An 18313-nucleotide genomic window follows, 5' to 3' on the forward strand; every position below is an offset into this window, starting at 1 on the left:
ATGGCCAAGCAACCGCTGCTGAAGGGATTGATTTCCTATGACGTGATGGAATCGATCCGGAACACGAATGAGTGGTTGGGCGCTTCGGCGCGGGCCATGGCCTCCTACCCGGCTTTCGCGATGATACCGCACCCGATGTTCCGCCTGATGAGCGCATGGGGCCATGTCACAGAGCGCAGCTTTTCGCGCATGGTCATCAAGCCTGACTGGAATATTCCGGCCATCGCAGGCCCTGACGGTCAGGACCACGTCGTCTATGTCGACAAGGAACTGAAAGCCGATTTCGGCGATCTGATCCATTTCCGTGTTGCCCGGCGCGAGCCGATGGCGCGCAAGATCCTGCTGGTTGCGCCAATGTCAGGCCATTACGCAACGCTGCTGCGTTCGACCGTGACATCGCTGCTGCCCGACGCCGAGGTATATGTCACCGACTGGCACAATGCCCGCGACATCCCGGTCAGCAAGGGCAAGTTCGACATCGAGGACTACACCCAGTATCTCGCCGATTTCATGCGCCATCTCGGCCCGGACCTGAACGTCATCGCGGTCTGCCAGCCGGCGCCGCTCGCGCTGGCAGCGACGGCCATGCTGGCCGAGACCGAGCCCAAGGCGCAGCCCAAGACGCTGACCCTGATCGGCGGCCCGATCAACCCGGACGCCGCCGCGACCGAGGTCACCGATTTCGGCAACCGCATCACCATGGGCGAGCTTGAATATCATGTCATCCAGCAGGTCGGGTTCAAATATCCCGGCACCGGGCGTCTGGTTTATCCGGGGCTGGCGCAGCTGGCCTCGTTCATCTCGATGAACGCGGAGACGCATACCAAGGCCTTCATGGACAAGATCCTGGCCGATGCCCGCGGCGAGGGCTCGGAAAGCGACCGTCATAACAAGTTCTATGACGAATATCTCGCCGTGATGGACATGACCGCGGAATTCTATCTCTCGACGGTCGAGCGGATCTTCAAGGGACTCGAAATCGCCGAAAACCGCTTTACGGTGAATGGCAAGCAGGTGGATATCGGCAAGATCACCGATGTGGCGATCATGACGGTCGAGGGCGGCAAGGACGATATCTCGGCGCCGGGCCAGTGCGTGGCCGCGCTGGATCTGTGCACCGGCGTGCCCGAGCAGAAAAAGCAGCAGCATCTCGAAGAAGATGCCGGCCATTACGGCATCTTTGCCGGGCGGAGCTGGCGGCTGAACATCCGCCCGCTGGTGCTCGACTTCATCGACGAACAGCTCGAAGGGCCGCAAGAAGCGCCGAGCAAGCCGCGCCGCCGCCGGGGCGGCAAGAACGGCGATGGCGCCCTGCCCGGCATCGCGGATGACGACCGGAAAATGCCGGTCTGATCTTCGGGCCGCGCGGCTGGCGGGCCCCCGCCCTCGGTGAGGCTCTTGCTGCCAGCATCTTCGGTATGAAAATACCTCGGGGTGCGGGGCAGCGCCCCGCGATCACCCTGTCCTACCCCATCCGCGCCGAAGCGTAGCTGCCGGGCGATGCGGGGAACACCACCGTTCGGTTGCCGTTCAGGAACACGCGGTGATGGATATGCGCATGGATGGCGCGGGCGAGGACCTGCGCCTCGACATCGCGGCCGAGGCTGACATAATCCGCAGCCGACTGGGCATGGGTGACGCGCACGATATCCTGTTCGATGATCGGCCCCTCGTCCAGATCGGCGGTCACATAATGCGCCGTCGCCCCGATCAGCTTCACGCCGCGCTCATGCGCCTGACGATAGGGATTAGCGCCCTTGAAGCTTGGCAGGAAAGAGTGGTGGATATTGATGATCCGTCCGGACATTTCGCGGCAGAGCCGGTCCGAAAGCACCTGCATATAGCGCGCCAGCACCACCAGCTCGGCCCCGCTGTCGCGCACCACCTCCATCAGCCGCGCCTCGGCCTCGGCCTTGCCATCGGGCGTGACGCTGATGTGATGGAACGGCAGGTCGTGGTTCACCACCAGCTTCTGGTAATCCAGATGGTTCGACACCACCCCGACGATCTCGACCGGCAGCGCCCCGATCCGCCAGCGATAGAGAATATCGTTCAGGCAATGCCCGAAGCGCGAGACCATGAGCAGAACACGCATCAGGCGAGCCGCATCATGAATCGCGGCCTCCATCCGGAAATCCGCCGCGACCGGGCGCAGCGCGTCGCGCAATGTCTCGATCCCCTTGCCGCCCTCGTCACGAAAGCTGACACGCATGAAGAAACGGCCCGACTCCATGTCGTCGAACTGTGCCGAGTCGGTGATGTTGCATCCATGCGCGGCAAGCAGCCCCGACACGGCCGCGACAATGCCGCGCCCCGTCGGACAGGCGACGGTCAGCACCAGGTCGCCCATCTCCTCAGATCTGCTTTTCCGGCATGTTCACCACCAGCCCGTCAAGCGCGTCCGACACTTTCAGCTGGCAGGTCAACCGCGAGCGCTCGGGATCGGGCTCCCATGCGAAATCCAGCATGTCCTCTTCCATCGGGTCTTTGGCGGGCAGCTTGTCGACCCATTCCGGCGCCACATAGACATGGCAGGTCGAGCAGGCGCAGGCGCCGCCGCAATCGGCCTCGATCCCCGGCACGCCGTTGTCGCGTGCGCCCTCCATTACGGTCATGCCGTCCTTCACGTCGATCTCATGCGCGGTGCCGTTATGCTCGATATAGGTAATTCTGGCCATCGCTCGCTCCTGTCTGTCCCTGCGAGATAGGACATGTGCGGCGCAAAGAAAAGGGCGGCGCCCGAAGGCCCCGCCCCTCTGCCGCTGCGCGCCGGATCACTCCTGAATCGACAGCGCCACGAAGCGCGGCTCGCCACCGCGGCGGATCATCAGCAGGATCGAGCGTTTGCCTGCCTCGCGAGCCTCCTCGATGCTGGACTGGAGATCGGAAACCGAGGCCACGGGCTGCTGGCCCGCCTCGGTGATCACATCGCCACGGCCGACACCCTTGTCAGCCGCGTCAGAGCTGGGATCGACCTCGCTGACCACCACGCCCTGCTGATCCTCGCTCACCCCGAGTTCCGAGGCGATCTCCGGGGTCAGCGGCTGCAAGCTCATGCCGAGCGTCTCGCCGCTCTCGCCCCCGCCTTGCGGCGCGACGCCATCCTCGCCGATTTCGCCCTCGGCAAGCTCGCGCCGGCCAAGTGTGACGGAAAGCTGCTCTTCCTCGCCATTGCGCAGGATGGTGACATCGACATCCTCCCCGACCGGCGCCTGCGCCACGCGGGCCACCAGGTCGCGATCATCCTCGATCCGGTTGCCGTCGAATTCGAGGATAACGTCGCCGGAACGGATCCCGGCCTCGGATGCGGGGCCGTCGAACACATCGGCGACCATCGCCCCGCGCTCGCTTTCGAGCCCGAGCGATTCCGCAATATCCGGGGTCATTCCCTGGATTTTCACACCCAGCCAGCCACGACGGGTTTCGCCATATTGCTGAAGCTGGTCGATCACCGTCGAGACCACGTTCGATGCCATCGAGAAACCGATCCCGATCGAGCCGCCATTCGGCGACAGGATCGCGGTGTTCACGCCGATCACCTCTCCGTCCATGTTGAACAGCGGCCCGCCCGAGTTGCCGCGGTTGATCGAGGCATCGGTCTGGATGAAATCGTCATACGCCCCGGTCAGCGCCCGGCCCCGCGCCGAAACGATCCCGGTCGAGGCCGAGAAGCCCTGCCCGAGCGGGTTGCCGAGGGCGAGCACCCAGTCGCCCACCCGCGCATCGTCGCTGTCTCCGAAGCCGACGAAGGGCAGATCCTCGGCCTCGACCTTCAACAGCGCGATATCAGTGGATTTGTCGGTGCCGATCACCTCTGCGGTGCGGCGCGCCCCGTCCTTGAATTCGATCTCGATCTCATCCGCGCCTTCGATGACATGGTTGTTGGTGACGATGAACCCGTCATCAGAGATCACGAAGCCAGAGCCGAGCGCATTGGCGCGGCGCGGCTGCCCCTGCTGCTGGCCGAACGGGCTTTGCTGGCCGCCATCGGGCATCGGGAAGCCGAAATCGCGAAACAGATCCGAGAACGGGCTGCCTTCGGGGAACATCGGCCCGGTCGGCTGCTCGACCACCGAAGTGGTGTTGATGTTGACCACCGCCGGAGAAACCTCTTCGACCAGATCGGCAAAGCTCTCGGGCATGACCTGCTGGCGGCGCGCCTCGCTTTCGGGCGCAGCGAGCGGCGCTTCGTTGCTGTTTGCGGTGACCTGCGGCTGGGTCCGATCCCCGGTCTGTGCCTGCGTTTCAGCTTCGGCCGGAGCGGTGTTGTCCTGCGCGGTCGCCGGCAGCGCCGTCAGGGTCAGCGCGACAACAGAGGCAGAGGCCAGAAGATGGGTGAATGGGGTGCGCATCGAAGATCCTTTCCAATTCTGCGCCGGGAAAGCCGGCGCGCGACTCTGGGGTCGCTCCTGCGGTTTCTACAAACGTCAGATGGGGGTGAGTTGCAAATAAATCACGCTCCGCTGCGATGAACTCATCGTGATTTGCGCGCAAAAACAAAGGGGCAGCCGAAGCCGCCCCTTTTCACGATCAATTGGCGCCGTCCTGCTGCGGCTCTGGCTCGGTCGCGTCCGGCGTGACCTCGGCGGCCTCGTCCGGGGCATCGGGGTCGGCGGGCGCAAGCTCGACCGCATCCTGTGCGGCGGGATCGTCGCTTGCGGCCGCGGCCTCGTCTGCCGAGCCGCCGGCATCGGCTGCGCTGTCCGCCTCGGATGCGGCGTCGGCATCTCCGGGCTGATCCTCACCGGGCTGCTCGCTCGGCTGGACCGGAGAGTCATCGGCCAGCGTCGAGGCGTCGCCCAGACCGGCTCCCGGTTCTTCGTCCCAGGGCATCTCGATCGGGCGCGGCGTCACCGCGCTGTCGGCCTGGATCGGGTCGCGCGCGGCACCCTCGCCACCCTGCTGCGCCTCGGGGAGGGTCGAGACGGTTTCCTCTGCGGGGAGCGCCTCGGGCGGGGTCGCAGGCTGCGCATCCGCCGCGCCGTCATTGCGCAGATAGGCAAAGAAATCCCCGTCCGGTGGCATGACAATCTGCGAGTTTTCACCCTTCAGCGCCTCGGAGTAAGAGGTCAGCGAACGGGTGAAGGCGAAGAATTCCGGGTCACGCCCGTAAGCCTCGGCATAGATCGCGTTGCGCGCCGCGTCGGCCTCACCGCGAATGATCGAGGCGTTCCGGTTCGCTTCCGAGGTCAGCTCGGTCACGGTCCGGTCGGCGGCGGCGCGGACGCGCTGCGCGGCCTCGCCACCTCGGGCGATCTCGTCGGCGGCCTCACGCTCGCGCTCGGCCCGCATCCTTTCATAGGTCGCGGCCAGGTTCTGCTCGGGCAGGTCGGTGCGGGTCAGGCGCACATCGATGATCTCGACCCCAAGCCCTTCCGAATTGGCGCGCGCCTCGTCGCGAATATTGTTCATCAGCGAGGTCCGGTCGTCCGACAGAACCGAGGTCGAGGGCACGCCACCGAGCACTTCGCGGATCGCGTCGCGAACGATCGGGTCCAGACGCGACAGCGCCGCATCTTCGCCGCCCGGGCCTACGGCCTGACGGAAGCGGACCACATCAGAGATGCGCCACCGGGCGAAAGCGTCCACGATCAGCCGGCGGTCATCCAGCGGGGTGACTTCGAGCGGGCTGGTCTGAAGCCCGAGAATGCGGTCGTCATAGGGAACCACATCATCCAGGAACGGGACTTTCAGACCGAGACCGGGCGTTTCCTTGACATCGACGACGCGGCCCAGGCGCAGCACAAGGGCTTTTTCACGCTCATCCACGGTATAGATCGAAAAGGCGCCGATCAGGATCACGACAACGAGAAACGGAATGGCCAGCGTGCCAAGAAGTCGGTTGCGAGCGCGAGCCATCAGTTACCCCCTTGCGTGACCTGAGCCGCAGCGGCGGCAGCCGCAGGCGGCGCGGCAGAGCTGCCGGACCCGGCGCTGCCGCTATTCGTGTTGTTGCCGGTGGCGCTGGACGGGTTGCCGCTGCCACTGCTGCCCGCCGGACGCCGGATCTGATCGAGCGGAAGATAGGGCACCACACCGTCGCTGCCCGCGCCGTCGATGATGACCTTGTCCACCCGGCCGAGCACCTGCTCCATGGTTTCAAGATACATCCGCTTGCGCGTCACCTCGGGCGCCTTGGCATATTCGGCATAAACCGAATTGAACCGCGCCGATTCACCCTGCGCATTGTTGATCGCCTCGGCACGATACCCCTCGGCCCGTTCGATCGCCGCCGCTGCGTCACCGCGCGCCTTGGCGAGAACCTCGTTGGCATAGGCATCGGCCTGTTTTTCCAGCGCGTCGCGGCGCTGCTGTGCGGCCTGAACCTGGCGGAAGCTGTCGATCACCTCTTCGGGCGGATCGGCACGGTCGAGGTTGACGCGGACGATATTGATCCCCGATTGATAGCTGTCGAGCGTGCGCTGCACCGAGATCTCCAGATCCTCGGCAATCGCCCCCCGTTCGCGGTTGAGGATCGGCGCAAGCTCTGACCGCGCGATGATGTCCCGCATCGAGGATTCCGCCACGGCCCGGATGGTGCCGGGCGCATCGGCAAGGTTGAACAGATATTTCTGCGGGTCCGAGATATTCCAGACCACCTGATATTCCATGTCCACGATATTCTGGTCGCGGGTCAGCATCAGCCCGCTATCGGTCGGAGTGATGACGCTGTCGCCCTGACGGTTCGTGTCCACTCGCCCGGTGCCGATCTCGGTCACGCGTTCGCCCGTGACCTGCACGACTTCCTTCGTGACGACCGGCCAGGGCGCAAAGTTCAGACCCGGCTCGCCGGTGCCGACGGCACGGCCGAACAGAAATTCGACCGAGCGCTCCTCGGGCTTGACGGTATAAAAGCTGGCCACGGTCCACGCGCCGAGAAGCGCAATCGCGCCAATCACCAGAGTGCGGCGGTCAAAGCTGAATCCGGGGCCGCCGGGGCGGCGCGGGCCGCCGCCATTACTGCCGCCATTACCGCGCCCGCCCATCAGCACGCGCAGCCGGTCCTGGCCTTTTTTCATCAGATCCTCGATCTCGGGCAGGTCGCCCGGGCGCTGGCCGGGCCGGCGCGGCGGTTCGGGCCGCTGCCGTCCGGGCTCGCCCTGTCCGCCACCTTGTCCGCCGCCCTGACCCCAGGGGCGTTGCGGGCCGCGTGGCGGTTCTTTTCCGCCTTTGCCGCCGCCGCTTCCGCCGCCATTTCCGCCGCTGCTGCCACCACCCCAGGGGCCTTGTGCCATCTGACTGCCTCTTCCTGTCTGTCTCGTGCCTGAAACTGGGGGCAAAGCCTGAAATGTCAAGCTTATGCCGCCGCGAACCCCGCCCCTGCTATGCCGGGCGGTCATGCCGCCGCGCGGGCTGGCGCATGGTGACCAGCTCTTCGGCGATGGTCGGATGCACCGCCACCGTACGGTCGAAATCTTCCTTGGTCGCGCCCATCGTGATCGGGATCGCGGCCAGCTGGATCATCTCTCCCGCCTCGGGGCCGAAGATCTGGCAGCCGAGCACACGCCGCGTGTCGATATCCACCAGAAGCTTCATCATAACGCGCATTTCCGAACCGGCAAAGGCCGAGCGCATGGGACGGAACCGCGTATCATAGACCTCGACCCCGCCGCGCGCGATGGCCTCATCCTCGGTCATGCCGATCGAGGCCAGCTCATGCGGGCGGGTATAGACGGCGCTCGCCACGAGGCTGTGATCGAGATAGCGCGGAGTGTCGCCAAAGATCGTATCGGCAAAGCTGTGCCCTTCGCGGATCGCGACCGGCGTCAGATTGACGCGGTCGGTAACATCACCCACCGCGTAGATCGAGGGGATGTTGGTCTGCGACCATTCATCGACCACCACCTCGCCCGCAGGACCGAGCGCAACCCCGGCCTCTTCCAGACCCAGCCCGGCCGTGTTCGGGCGGCGGCCCGTGGCGAACATCACCGCATCATAGCGATCCTCGCTGCCATCATCGTAGCTAATGCGCAGCATATCTGCGTCACGTTCCAGCCTCACCGGAGAGAGATTCAGACGCAGATCCACCCCAATCCCGCGCATCTGCCCGGTGACAAGTTCGCGGCCGTCGCGGTCAAAGCCGCGCAGCAGCTTGTCGCCGCGATAGGCCAGCACGGTCTCAACGCCGAGCCCGTTCAGGATTGTCGCGAATTCGCAGGCGATGAAGCCGCCCCCGACCACCAGAACCCGGCGCGGCAGCTTCTCCATCAGGAAGAGATCATCCGAGATCATCCCCAGCTCGTCGCCCTCGATTCCGGGGCGCTGGGGGCGCCCGCCCACCGCAACCAGAATATGCTTGGCGCTGATCCGCGAGCCGTCCGCAAGTTCGACCTCATGCGGGCCGACGACCCGCGCGCGCTGATGATAGATGGTGCCGCCGGCATTTTCGAAGCCGCGCGTATAGGCCGCTTCCAGCCGGTCCAGCTCCGCATCCAGACTGGCCTTGAACGCAGGCCAGCTGAACGCGCCGGCCATGGCGTCCGGCCAGCCATAGCCATGCGCTTCATCGATCATTTCAGGTGTCGAGGCGGCGAAGATCATCAGCTTCTTCGGCACGCATCCGCGAATGACACAGGTGCCGCCCATCCGGCTTTCCTCGGCCAGCGCGACCTTCGCGCCGTATCCGGCAGAGATCCGCGCCGCGCGCACCCCGCCCGAGCCGCCGCCGATGACAAAGAGATCGTAGTCGAAGCTCATGCCTCTGCCTCTGCGCTGCCTTCCGCGGTCAGTTCGACGACCGAGCCGTCAGGGCGTCCGATGATCGCCAGCCCGCACATCTTCAGAAACAGGCCGTTTTCCACGACGCCCGGAATCGCGTTCAGCGCCGCAGCCAGACGGGCCGCGTCGTGAATTTCCTCAAGCGCCAGATCAAGGATGAGATTGCCCTCATCGGTGATGAAGGGCTGATCGTCGCGCTGCCGCAGCAGGATCGGGCGATGCTCCAGCTCTTGGCGGTCAAGCGTTCGCTGGATCAGCGCCTTGGTCGATTGCCAGCCGAAGCCGATGACCTCGACGGGCAAATGGAACGCGCCGAGCGTCTCGACCACCTTGCTGCCATCGGCCATGACCACCATCCGGTCCGAGGCCCGCGCCACGATCTTTTCGCGCAGCAAGGCCCCGCCGCCACCCTTGATGAGGTTGAGATCGGGGTCGATCTCGTCAGCGCCGTCCAGCGTCAGGTCGAGCCAGGCAATCTCGTCCAGCGTCTCGATGCGCAGCCCCTGCGCCTCGGCCAGATCGGCGGTCTGCTGGCTGGTCGCGGCACAGCGCAGCGCAAGCCCCTCGGCCTGGACCCGCTCGGCCAGACGCCGCACCATGAAGGCCGCGGTCGAGCCGGTCCCCAGACCCAAACGCATCCCGTCCTCGACAAGCGCAACAGCAGCCTCGGCGGCGGCATTCTTGGCGATATCTTCCGGGCTGAGATCGGTCATGGCATGGCTCCGTGAATTCATCCTGCCATCTCATAGCGCGACCGCGCCGCAAGAGACAGGGCGAAACGCAGGAGAAGACGGCAGGCAGCGCCCGCAGACCCAGAGACGGTCAGGCGGAAGCCCGCGAAACGGCCCCTGCCATGACAAGATGACGCTTGCGCGGGACGGGCAACGCGATAGGCTCGGTAGAGCGGTTTGATGCGAGAGGCGGCAAAAGGTGACACAACCAGCGATCCGGGCCGTCGTGTTCGATATCGGCAATGTGCTGGTGATCTGGGACCCCTACCCGGCCTTTGAACAGGCGCTCGGCAGCCGCGCGGCGGTGGATGCGTTTTTCGACAGGATCGAGTTTCACGAACGCAATCTGCGCGCCGATGCGGGGGCGCGGTTTGCAGATCTAGCCGATGAGCTGGAGGATGAGGCGGATCGAGCGCTGTTGGCCTCTTACCCGTCGCGATTCGGGCTGACCGTGGCCGAAACGATCGAAGGCACATGGGCTCTCATGGACCGGCTGCGCGCGGCAGGTCTTGAAATCCACGCCATCACCAACTGGTCGGCCGAGAACTGGGATACCGGCATTGCCGCGCAGCCTCGACTCGGCGCGGCATTCGGGACGGCGGTGGTGTCGGGCGAGGTCGGCATGGCCAAGCCCGATCCGGCAATTTTTCGGCTGTTCTGCGCCCGCACCGGGCTGGAGCCAACCGAATGCCTGTTCATCGACGACAAAGAGGAAAACGTCGCCGCCGCACGCGCCATCGGCATGGACGGCGTCCGCTTCACCACGCCGGAAGCGCTTGAGCCCGAGCTTGAGGCGCGCGGGCTGATCTGAGCGCGGGGCAAGGCCGGCAGGCCCGATCAGAAGACGCGATCCACCCAGCCATGCGGGTCGTCCGCGCGACCGAACTGGATATCGGTCAGAGCCTTGCGCAGCTGCGCCGTGACCGGTCCCATGCCGCCATCGCCGATGGAAATGTCGAAATCCCTGCCCTTGAGCTGCGCGATCGGTGCGACCACAGCCGCCGTGCCGCAGGCAAAGACTTCGACCAGCCGGCCCGAGGCCACATCGTCGCGCCACTGGTCGATCGCGTAGGGCTCTTCGCGCACGGTCATGCCCTGGTCGCGCGCCAGAGCAATCAGCGAGTTGCGGGTGATGCCGGGCAGGATCGTGCCGGTCAGCGGAGGGGTCTGGATGCTGCCATCGTCAAAAACGAAGAACACGTTCATCCCGGCAAGCTCTTCGACCCAGCGGCGCTCGACCGCATCGAGGAACAGCACCTGCTCGCAGCCCTGCTGCGCGCCTTCCTTCTGCGCCGCAAGCGCTGCCGCATAATTGCCGCCGCATTTCGCGGCCCCCGTTCCGCCCGGCGCGGCGCGGGTATAATTCTCCGATACCCAGACCGAAACGCCCGACACGCCGCCCTTGAAATAGGAGCCGACCGGAGAGGCGATGACGGCGAAGAGGAAACTGTCCGAGGGATGGTTTCCGATGGCGATCTCGGTGCCGATCATGAAGGGGCGCATGTAAAGCGACGCTTCGCCGCCCGTGGGGATCCAGTCGCGGTCGATGCGGACCAGCTCACGCACGGCGTCGACAAAGAGATCCTCGGGCAGCTTCGCCATGGCCAGCCGCTCGGCCGAGGCGTTGAAGCGGCGGGCGTTTTCCTGTGGCCGAAACAGCGCCCCGCCGCCATCGGGCATCGGATAGGCCTTCATCCCCTCGAAGATCTCGCCCGCGTAATGCAGCACCATGGTCGAGGGGTTCAGGCTGAAATCCTGCCGCGGCCCGATCTTTGCGTCATGCCAGCCCTCTGCCGCCGAATAGCGGATCGTGACCATGTGATCGGTGAGATATTTGCCGAAACCCGGAGCGGCGAGCATCTCGGCGCGCTTGTCGTCCGGCACTCTGTGCGCCGAGTGTTCCACCGTGAATCGATCGAGTGCGGAGGTTTCCATCGCTGCCATCCCATGCTGAGCGCGCCCTGCATCGGAACGGGCGCGATAATCCTGATCCAACCGGACCGCGCAAGGCCCGGACGCGGCGCGCGAAATCCTCCTCCCCGCGCTGCGACAGGGATGTCATAGCAGCCCGGAACCGCCTCTGCATCAACAGAAATCGCGGCGCGGCACAGGGCCGCAGAGGCACCGGGCGCGGCGCGGGACGAAACATTTCGCAAGGGCCGCGCGTTGAGCCGGTCCTGACAAAGGGAGGAAACGACATGACCATCGCACGTGTGACCGAAATCTCGTCCACCTCGGAGACCGGCTTCGAGGATGCTGTGCGCAACGGAATCAAGCGCGCCAATGAAACCCTGCGCAACGTGCAGGGTGCCTGGGTGAAGGAACAGACCGTCGATTGCGACAACGGAAACATCACCCGCTATCGGGTCAACCTGATGGTGACCTTCATCCTGGACGACTAATCCATGACCGGCTCCGGGGCCGCGCCAAGCGTCCCGGAGCCGCCATGACCCGGGGCCGGCCACCGATTTTGCGGCTTTCTTTGCCCGCGGCGCCGTGACAGCCTGCCGCGCATGGCGGAGATGATTCTGGTCTTTGTCGCCGGGCTTCTCGGCGGGATACTGAATGCGGTGGCGGGCGGCGGGACGTTCATCACCTTCCCCGCGCTTGTCTTCATCGGCGTGCCCGAGGTGGCCGCAAATGCGTCGGCGACCGTGGCGGCGATGCCGGGCTATCTGTCCTCGGCCATCGGCTTCCGCCACGAGATCGCCGAGATCGACCGGCGCCTGATGCTTCGCCTGACCGGCTGGACGATGCTGGGCGGTGCCATCGGCTCTGGCCTCTTGCTGATTTCGTCAAATGAAGCCTTTGCCGCGCTGGTTCCCTTTCTTCTGCTGGGTGCCACGCTGGTTTTCCTGCGCGGCGCGCAGGTGCGCGCATGGGCGGCAAGGCGACGCGGCGCCGTCACGGCCTTCGGCGCGGGGACGATGGTGCCGGTCGCGATCTATGGCGGGTTCTTCAATGGGGGGCTGGGGATTGTTCTGCTGGCGCTCTTCGCGCTGTGGGGTATGACCAATCTTCACGCAATGAACGGGTTGAAATGCTGGCTCAGCTTTGCGCTTTCGGTGATCTCGCTGCTGATCTTCGCGGCGGGCGGCAAGATCGTCTGGATCCCGACCTTGGTGATGAGCGCGGGCACCATCGCGGGCGGGCTGATCGGGCCGCCCATCGCGCGCCTGATCCCGATGCCGCAGCTTCGGATTCTCATCGCGGTGATCGGCTTCGGAACCACCGCGATCTTCTTCTGGCGGCTCGTCGCCTGAGCTCAGCCCGCCGCCGCCGCGTGTTCGCGGATCCGTTCCACCATCGCGCGCAACCCGTTCGAGCGCTGTGACGACAGGTGATCGTTCAGCGAAAGCCGCCCTAGCTCGGCCTGTGCATCGACCTGCGGCACCTCGTTCACCGGCAGCCCCGCATAAAGCGCATGAACCACCGCGATCAGCCCGCGCACGATCACCGCGTCGCTGTCGCCGATGAAATCGAAACGGCCATCCCTGACCACCGGCACGATCCAGACCTGGCTCGCGCAGCCCTCGACTTTGCTGGCCGGGCTTTGCAGGGCCGGGTCCATCGACTCCATGGATTTGCCCATGTCGATGATGTGGCGATAGCGGTCTTCCCAGTCATCCAGGAAAGCGAATGTCTCGACAATGTCTTCGAAGGCCTCGGTTGTCATGGGGCGCCCTCCTTGGCGGCGAATCCGTGCTAACCCGCCGCGCGGCGAAGGTCAAAGAGGCTTTGCGCCCCGCCCTGCGATCGCCTATCACTGGCCCGAGACAATTGCCGGAGACATCATGCGCAAAGCGATCCTCGCCCTGACCCTTGGCACCGTGCTGGCCGCTGGCGGCTGTTCCCGCTTTGGCAGCGATAGCGGTCTGAACCCTCTGGGCTGGTTCCGCGCCGCGCCGAGCACGCCGACCACGCTGGAGCCGCGCGGCGGGTGGGAAAGCCGCGCCGACGATCAGCGTCAGCCCGTGCCGCAGATCCTGTCCGCGCAGCTCGAGCCGATGATCGAGGGCGAATTGTTGCGTGTCCGCGCCTTTGCGCCGGTCAAGGGCTGGTTCGGGCTGGAGCTGATAACCGAGCGTATCCAGCCGGCCGAGCAGCTTCGTCCCGATGATGACGGCATCCTGCGGCTGGTTCTCGTCGGCTATCCGCCGCTTCTGGAAGAGGGCGCGGCGCCGCTCGCGGCAAATCCGCAGGCCGATATCCTGAACGTGGCGCTGCCGATCTCGACCATCGAGCTGTCTCGGCTGCGGGGCATTCAGATCCGATCCGGCGCGGGTATCACCTCGCTGGCCCCGTAAGCGGCTCTAAAGCGATTTCTTGAAGCCGATATGGCTCGGCGCATAGCCGAGCCTCTCATAGAAACGATGGGCCTCGCCGCGGCTGGCATTGCTGGTCAGCTGCACCAGCCGCGCGCCCCCGGCGCGGGCGCGGGATTCGGCATCCGCCATCAGCAGCCGCCCCGCCCCCTGCCCGCGCAGATCGGACGCGATACGCACGGCTTCGATCTGCGCCCGCCTTGCCGCCGAAAGCGACAGGCCCGAGATCAGGGTCAGCTGATATGTCGCGACGATCCGGCCATTCGCCTCGCCGACGATCAGCTGGTTGCCCGGCTCGGCGCTCATGGCATCGAAGGCAGCGAGATAGCGTTCCATCGGCTGATCCTCGCGCCCCCGTCCCAGCGCGTCATCACGCAGCAACGCCACCACATGAGGCACATCCTCACATGCGGCGGCGCGAAAACGGATCATGTGGCGGCGGCCATGAATGCGCGGATACGGTCGGGGTCCTTCTCGCCCGGCGCAGCCTCGACACCGGAGGACACATCGACGATCCGCGCCCCGGTCAGCCGCACCGCCTCGGCCACGTTTTCCGGCGTCAGCCCGCCTGCCAGCATCCATGGCGTCAGCCATTTGCGACCAACGAGAAGCTGCCAGTCAAAGGCAAGCCCATTGCCGCCGGGCAGCGCGGCGTCTTTCGGCGGTTTGGCATCGACCAGCAGAAGATCGGCAACCAGACCGTAATCCCAGAGCTGGTCCAGATCCCCGGGCCCTGCGACGCCCACGGCCTTCATCACCGGCAGGCCATAGCGCTGACGGATCTCGGTCACGCGTACGGGGGTCTCCTGTCCGTGAAGCTGAAGAATGTCGAGCGGCACGGTGGCAAGAACCTCGTCCAGCAACGCATCGTCAGGATTCACGAAAAGCCCGACGCGCGCCACGCCGGCCGGCACCTCTCTGGCCAGCCCGGCGGCGGTGGCAACCGAGACGTGACGTGGCGATTTCGGGAAGAAGACAAAGCCGACGAAGGCGGCGCCCGCCTTTATCGCGGCAGAGAGATCGGCGGGCCGTCTGAGCCCGCAGATCTTGACCTGCGTCACGGCTTAGCGCTGCGCAGGCAGCGTGGTGCCGCGCGCCGGTTCGGCAGAGGCAACGGGCTTGGGCTGATCGAGAATCGCCAGAACGTCATCCTTCGGCGCGTTGTGACGCTCGCGCAGATTACCGACCTCGCGTTCGAGACGCTCAACCTCGTGTTTGCGGCGGGCAGCCTCGCTGCGGATATGGGCTTCGCGCAGCCACTCCCAGATCAGTCCGACGACGATCCCGAACAGGATCGCGACGAAAATGACGAGAAACAGCGGTAGGGTGAGCTGCCACTGATCGCCGAGATAAGGCTCCAGCCCGGAAGGCACTGCTTTCACCGTCACGACGGCACGGTTGGCGAGCGCCACGGCGATCAGGATGATGGCCAGAACGGCAACAAATAACAGGCGGATAAAGCGCATTTCTTACCTCGGCTCAGCTGCCTTCCCGATGTGCCAGATCAGGCGTCCCCGTTCAACCTGTCACGAAGAAGCTTGCCGGTTTTGAAGAACGGGACGTGCTTTTCATCGACCGGCACGGATTCCCCGGTCCTGGGGTTCCGGCCGACCCGTGCATCGCGCCGTTTCACAGAAAATGCGCCAAAACCGCGCAGCTCGACCCGCTCGCCGCGAGACATGGCATCGATGATCTCGTCAAAAATGGTCGACACGATGCGGTCAACGTCACGCTGGATGAGATGCGGATTCTCTTCGGCGATTCTCTGGATCAGCTCTGAGCGAATCATTCCTACCCCCAAGATATGCTTGTGCTGGCGGGCCTGAACACGCTGCCCGCGGTTAGGGTAGAAACGCGAAACTTATCATTTAGTTGCAAGAAATTCGGACGCATGTCCGATCAGTGACAAAAAAAGCCGCCCCCGGCAAGATGCCGGAAGCGGCTGATTTCAAAGCTTTTCCGGCTTACTCGCGGCTTTTCAGCGCGGCGCCCAGAATATCGCCCAGCGAGGCACCCGAATCCGAGCTGCCATACTGTTCGACGGCTTCTTTCTCTTCGGCGATCTCGCGTGCCTTGATCGACAGGCCCAGACGGCGGGTCTTGGTGTCGACATTGGTGACGCGCACATCGACCTTGTCGCCGACGCCGAAGCGTTCGGGACGCTGGTCCTGACGGTCGCGGGCCAGATCCGAGCGGCGGATGAACGACTTGGCGCCGTTATACTCCACCTCGATGCCGCCATCCTCGATCGCGGTGACTTCCACGGTGATGACATCGCCACGCTTCACGCCCTCGACGGCCTCGGCCATCGCGTCGTTTTCAAGCGCCTTGATCGACAGCGAGATACGCTCCTTCTCGACATCGACCTCCTGCACGACGGCTTTCACCATGTCGCCCTTGCGGAAGTCCTGGATCGCATCCTCGCCACGGGCATCCCATGAGATGTCGGACAGGTGCACCATGCCGTCGATATCGCCTTCGAGACCGACGAACAGACCGAACTCGGTGATGTTCTTGACTTCGCCCTCGATCTGGGTGCCGGCCGGATGGGTTTCCGAGAAGACTTCCCACGGGTTGCGCATGGTCTGCTTGAGACCCAGCGAAACGCGGCGCTTGGCTTCGTCGATCTCCAGCACCATGACGTCGACTTCCTGGCTGGTCGAGACGATCTTGCCGGGATGGACGTTCTTCTTGGTCCAGCTCATTTCCGAGACATGGACCAGGCCTTCGATACCGGCTTCCAGTTCCACGAAGGCACCGTAATCGGTGATGTTCGTCACGCGGCCGGCATGAACCGAACCGATCGGGAACTTCTCGGCCACCGTATCCCACGGATCGGCCTGGAGCTGCTTCATGCCGAGGCTGATGCGGTGGCTCTCGCGGTTGATCTTGATGACCTGAACCTTGACGGTTTCGCCGATCGACAGGATCTCCGAGGGGTGGTTGACGCGGCGCCATGCCATGTCGGTGACGTGCAGCAGCCCGTCGACACCGCCCAGATCCACGAAGGCACCGTATTCGGTGATGTTCTTGACCACGCCGTCAACGGTCTGGCCTTCGGTCAGGTTGGCGATGACCTCGGCGCGCTGTTCGGCACGGCTTTCTTCCAGGATGGCGCGGCGCGACACGACGATATTGCCGCGGCGGCGGTCCATTTTCAGAATCTGGAAGGGCTGTTTCAGACCCATCAGCGGGCCGGCATCGCGCACCGGGCGCACATCCACCTGCGAACCGGGCAGGAACGCAACCGCACCGCCCAGATCGACGGTGAAGCCGCCCTTGACGCGACCGAAGATGGCGCCATCGACGCGCTCTTCGGCGGCATAGGCTTTTTCCAGGCGATCCCAGGCTTCCTCGCGGCGGGCCTTTTCACGGCTGATCGAGGCTTCGCCGCGGGCATTTTCCACGCGGTCCAGATAGACCTCGACCTCATCGCCGACGCTCAGACTGGCGTCTTCGCCGGGATTGGAGAATTCTTTCAGATCGACGCGGCCTTCCATCTTGTAGCCGACATCGATAATGGCCTGTCCGGCCTCGATGGCAATAACCTTGCCCTTGACGACACTGCCTTCATTCGGCGTGTCGATATCGAGGCTCTCATTCAGCATCGCCTCGAAATCTTCCATGCTTGCGCGTTCAGCCATAAGCTTTCAGTTTCCTTTACGTTGTTTTTCAGGCCTGACGGTTGGCTCCGCCGGTCTTTATGGCGCCTTTCGGAACGACAAAGGGTCGCGGCGCAATGCCCGACCCGGTCTTCAGCGGCCTGTTCTGGCCATGTCATTCGATTGACTTGCGCGGGCATATACGGGGAATCGCCGGGCTTGACAAGGGCCAGGGCCAGCGATCACGGGGCGACGGCGGAATTCCGGCGCGGCCCTGCGGGCACAGCCAACGCAGCGCGGCCTATGCTTTCGGATAGCGGCTCTCGACCTCGGCAATGGCGCGCGAGACCGCTTCGCCGATGCTCATCGCGGTGGTGTCGAGCGTGATCGCGTCCGCTGCCGCGCAGAGCGGAGCGGTGGCGCGGGCGGAATCGCGCGCGTCGCGTTCGCGCAGAGCGGCCAGAGTCTCGGCCTCATCGGCACCGATCTCGGCGGCGCGCCGCCGCGCCCGCACCTCATCCGAGGCGATCACATAGAGTTTCAGATGCGCCTCGGGGCAGATCACCGTGCCGATGTCTCGCCCATCCAGCACCGCCCCCGGTTCGCGCAGCGCAAAATCCCGCTGGAACGTCACCAGAGCGTCTCGCACTTCAGGGATCGCCGCGACCCGGCTCGCCGCCTGCCCGGCCTCGTTGCTGCGCAGATCAGGGCGTTTCAGATCGTCGGGATCCAGCATCCGCGCCGCACCGATCGGATCGCCGCCACGCGCACCCACGGCGCGATACAGAAGCCCCGTATCGAGGTGATGGAACCCGAAACGCTCGGCCAATGCGCGCGAGATCGTGCCTTTCCCGGACGCCGCCGGCCCGTCAATGGCGATGGTAAATGGCATGATCCGCTCCTGTCCCGATATCTGCGATGTGCCATGCCGCCGCGG

At 64.9% G+C, this 18313-nt stretch carries 19 protein-coding genes and 1 pseudogene; 5 read left to right on the forward strand and 15 right to left on the reverse strand.

Annotation, left to right across the window (positions count from 1 at the left end; genetic code table 11):
• Positions 1-1353: a polyhydroxyalkanoate depolymerase gene (gene phaZ, locus PAF18_RS06910; RefSeq protein ID WP_434802246.1), complete on the forward strand. Its 1353-nt coding sequence runs from the start codon at positions 1-3 to the stop codon at positions 1351-1353.
• A gap of 112 nt (positions 1354-1465) precedes the next feature.
• Here the strand turns inward: phaZ and purU are convergent, their stop codons facing one another.
• The 7 genes and pseudogenes from purU to rpiA all read right to left on the reverse strand — a co-directional run bounded on the left by purU (position 1466) and on the right by rpiA (position 9431).
• A complete protein-coding gene (gene purU / locus PAF18_RS06915; protein ID WP_271117865.1) occupies positions 1466-2350 on the reverse strand; it encodes a formyltetrahydrofolate deformylase in 885 nt (294 codons plus the stop codon).
• A 4-nt stretch (positions 2351-2354) separates the two neighbouring features.
• Positions 2355-2678: a 2Fe-2S iron-sulfur cluster-binding protein gene (locus PAF18_RS06920; RefSeq protein ID WP_271117866.1), complete on the reverse strand. Its 324-nt coding sequence runs from the start codon at positions 2676-2678 to the stop codon at positions 2355-2357.
• Between the two features lie 96 nt (positions 2679-2774).
• Positions 2775-4352, reverse strand: a complete 1578-nt coding sequence (locus PAF18_RS06925; RefSeq protein ID WP_271117867.1) for a DegQ family serine endoprotease — start codon at positions 4350-4352, stop codon at positions 2775-2777.
• 487 nt (positions 4353-4839) lie between these two features.
• Positions 4840-5859: pseudogene (gene hflC / locus PAF18_RS06930) on the reverse strand (protease modulator HflC); the annotation flags it as partial.
• Positions 5859-7235 (reverse strand): FtsH protease activity modulator HflK, encoded by a 1377-nt coding sequence (hflK, locus tag PAF18_RS06935; RefSeq protein ID WP_271117868.1) that lies wholly within the window; start codon positions 7233-7235, stop codon positions 5859-5861. The pseudogene hflC and the gene hflK, both read right to left, overlap by 1 nt.
• Positions 7236-7323: 88 nt before the next feature.
• The gene (gorA, locus tag PAF18_RS06940; protein WP_271117869.1) at positions 7324-8697 is read right to left on the reverse strand and encodes a glutathione-disulfide reductase; all 1374 of its coding nucleotides are present in this window, start codon (positions 8695-8697) and stop codon (positions 7324-7326) included.
• On the reverse strand, positions 8694-9431 hold the full coding sequence (gene rpiA, locus PAF18_RS06945) for a ribose-5-phosphate isomerase RpiA (RefSeq protein WP_271117870.1): 738 nt from the start codon (positions 9429-9431) through the stop codon (positions 8694-8696). Before rpiA ends, gorA begins: the two co-directional genes overlap by 4 nt.
• Positions 9432-9648: 217 nt before the next feature.
• Between rpiA and PAF18_RS06950 the strand changes: the two genes are divergently transcribed.
• A complete protein-coding gene (locus tag PAF18_RS06950; RefSeq protein WP_271117871.1) occupies positions 9649-10260 on the forward strand; it encodes an HAD family hydrolase in 612 nt (203 codons plus the stop codon).
• A 26-nt stretch (positions 10261-10286) separates the two neighbouring features.
• Here the strand turns inward: PAF18_RS06950 and PAF18_RS06955 are convergent, their stop codons facing one another.
• A complete protein-coding gene (locus PAF18_RS06955) occupies positions 10287-11384 on the reverse strand; it encodes a branched-chain amino acid aminotransferase (RefSeq protein ID WP_271117872.1) in 1098 nt (365 codons plus the stop codon).
• 263 nt (positions 11385-11647) lie between these two features.
• On the opposite strand from PAF18_RS06955, the gene PAF18_RS06960 reads away from it, so the two are divergent.
• A complete protein-coding gene (locus PAF18_RS06960) occupies positions 11648-11851 on the forward strand; it encodes a dodecin family protein (protein ID WP_271117873.1) in 204 nt (67 codons plus the stop codon).
• Positions 11852-11962: 111 nt separating this feature from the next.
• Entirely contained in the window at positions 11963-12712 is a 750-nt protein-coding gene (locus tag PAF18_RS06965; RefSeq protein ID WP_271117874.1) for a sulfite exporter TauE/SafE family protein, read from the forward strand.
• A gap of 2 nt (positions 12713-12714) precedes the next feature.
• Here the strand turns inward: PAF18_RS06965 and PAF18_RS06970 are convergent, their stop codons facing one another.
• A complete protein-coding gene (locus tag PAF18_RS06970; protein ID WP_271117875.1) occupies positions 12715-13125 on the reverse strand; it encodes a SufE family protein in 411 nt (136 codons plus the stop codon).
• 118 nt (positions 13126-13243) lie between these two features.
• Here PAF18_RS06970 and PAF18_RS06975 point away from each other — a divergent pair, with 118 nt between their 5' ends.
• Positions 13244-13756, forward strand: coding sequence for a hypothetical protein (locus PAF18_RS06975; RefSeq protein WP_271117876.1), 513 nt, complete (start codon positions 13244-13246; stop codon positions 13754-13756).
• Between the two features lie 6 nt (positions 13757-13762).
• On the opposite strand, the gene PAF18_RS06980 is transcribed toward PAF18_RS06975, so the two are convergent.
• The 6 genes from PAF18_RS06980 to PAF18_RS07005 form a co-directional block, all read right to left on the reverse strand.
• Positions 13763-14206 (reverse strand): GNAT family N-acetyltransferase, encoded by a 444-nt coding sequence (locus tag PAF18_RS06980; RefSeq protein ID WP_271117877.1) that lies wholly within the window; start codon positions 14204-14206, stop codon positions 13763-13765.
• Entirely contained in the window at positions 14203-14835 is a 633-nt protein-coding gene (locus tag PAF18_RS06985; protein WP_271117878.1) for a phosphoribosylanthranilate isomerase, read from the reverse strand. Before PAF18_RS06985 ends, PAF18_RS06980 begins: the two co-directional genes overlap by 4 nt.
• 3 nt (positions 14836-14838) lie before the next feature.
• Complete coding sequence (locus PAF18_RS06990) at positions 14839-15240, reverse strand: LapA family protein (RefSeq protein ID WP_271117879.1); 402 nt, start codon at positions 15238-15240, stop codon at positions 14839-14841.
• Between the two features lie 38 nt (positions 15241-15278).
• Complete coding sequence (gene ihfB, locus PAF18_RS06995) at positions 15279-15563, reverse strand: integration host factor subunit beta (RefSeq protein WP_271117880.1); 285 nt, start codon at positions 15561-15563, stop codon at positions 15279-15281.
• Positions 15564-15738: 175 nt separating this feature from the next.
• Positions 15739-17418 (reverse strand): 30S ribosomal protein S1, encoded by a 1680-nt coding sequence (rpsA, locus tag PAF18_RS07000; protein WP_271117881.1) that lies wholly within the window; start codon positions 17416-17418, stop codon positions 15739-15741.
• Between the two features lie 259 nt (positions 17419-17677).
• Positions 17678-18268 (reverse strand): (d)CMP kinase, encoded by a 591-nt coding sequence (locus PAF18_RS07005; RefSeq protein ID WP_271117882.1) that lies wholly within the window; start codon positions 18266-18268, stop codon positions 17678-17680.
• Positions 18269-18313 lie beyond the last annotated feature (45 nt).

Origin of the sequence: Paracoccus sediminicola (assembly GCF_027912835.1) — a bacterium.
Lineage (GTDB): Bacteria > Pseudomonadota > Alphaproteobacteria > Rhodobacterales > Rhodobacteraceae > Paracoccus > Paracoccus sediminicola.

What these genes read in the sequence shown, in the direction of transcription:
- phaZ (WP_434802246.1), top strand. Translation starts at nt 1, where the DNA reads ATGGCCAAGCAACCGCTGCTGAAGGGATTGATTTCCTATGACGTGATG.
- purU (WP_271117865.1), bottom strand. Translation starts at nt 2,350, where the DNA reads ATGGGCGACCTGGTGCTGACCGTCGCCTGTCCGACGGGGCGCGGCATT.
- PAF18_RS06920 (WP_271117866.1), bottom strand. Translation starts at nt 2,678, where the DNA reads ATGGCCAGAATTACCTATATCGAGCATAACGGCACCGCGCATGAGATC.
- PAF18_RS06925 (WP_271117867.1), bottom strand. Translation starts at nt 4,352, where the DNA reads ATGCGCACCCCATTCACCCATCTTCTGGCCTCTGCCTCTGTTGTCGCG.
- hflK (WP_271117868.1), bottom strand. Translation starts at nt 7,235, where the DNA reads ATGGCACAAGGCCCCTGGGGTGGTGGCAGCAGCGGCGGAAATGGCGGC.
- gorA (WP_271117869.1), bottom strand. Translation starts at nt 8,697, where the DNA reads ATGAGCTTCGACTACGATCTCTTTGTCATCGGCGGCGGCTCGGGCGGG.
- rpiA (WP_271117870.1), bottom strand. Translation starts at nt 9,431, where the DNA reads ATGACCGATCTCAGCCCGGAAGATATCGCCAAGAATGCCGCCGCCGAG.
- PAF18_RS06955 (WP_271117872.1), bottom strand. Translation starts at nt 11,384, where the DNA reads ATGGAAACCTCCGCACTCGATCGATTCACGGTGGAACACTCGGCGCAC.
- PAF18_RS06960 (WP_271117873.1), top strand. Translation starts at nt 11,648, where the DNA reads ATGACCATCGCACGTGTGACCGAAATCTCGTCCACCTCGGAGACCGGC.
- PAF18_RS06965 (WP_271117874.1), top strand. Translation starts at nt 11,963, where the DNA reads ATGGCGGAGATGATTCTGGTCTTTGTCGCCGGGCTTCTCGGCGGGATA.
- PAF18_RS06970 (WP_271117875.1), bottom strand. Translation starts at nt 13,125, where the DNA reads ATGACAACCGAGGCCTTCGAAGACATTGTCGAGACATTCGCTTTCCTG.
- PAF18_RS06975 (WP_271117876.1), top strand. Translation starts at nt 13,244, where the DNA reads ATGCGCAAAGCGATCCTCGCCCTGACCCTTGGCACCGTGCTGGCCGCT.
- PAF18_RS06980 (WP_271117877.1), bottom strand. Translation starts at nt 14,206, where the DNA reads ATGATCCGTTTTCGCGCCGCCGCATGTGAGGATGTGCCTCATGTGGTG.
- PAF18_RS06990 (WP_271117879.1), bottom strand. Translation starts at nt 15,240, where the DNA reads ATGCGCTTTATCCGCCTGTTATTTGTTGCCGTTCTGGCCATCATCCTG.
- ihfB (WP_271117880.1), bottom strand. Translation starts at nt 15,563, where the DNA reads ATGATTCGCTCAGAGCTGATCCAGAGAATCGCCGAAGAGAATCCGCAT.
- rpsA (WP_271117881.1), bottom strand. Translation starts at nt 17,418, where the DNA reads ATGGCTGAACGCGCAAGCATGGAAGATTTCGAGGCGATGCTGAATGAG.
- PAF18_RS07005 (WP_271117882.1), bottom strand. Translation starts at nt 18,268, where the DNA reads ATGCCATTTACCATCGCCATTGACGGGCCGGCGGCGTCCGGGAAAGGC.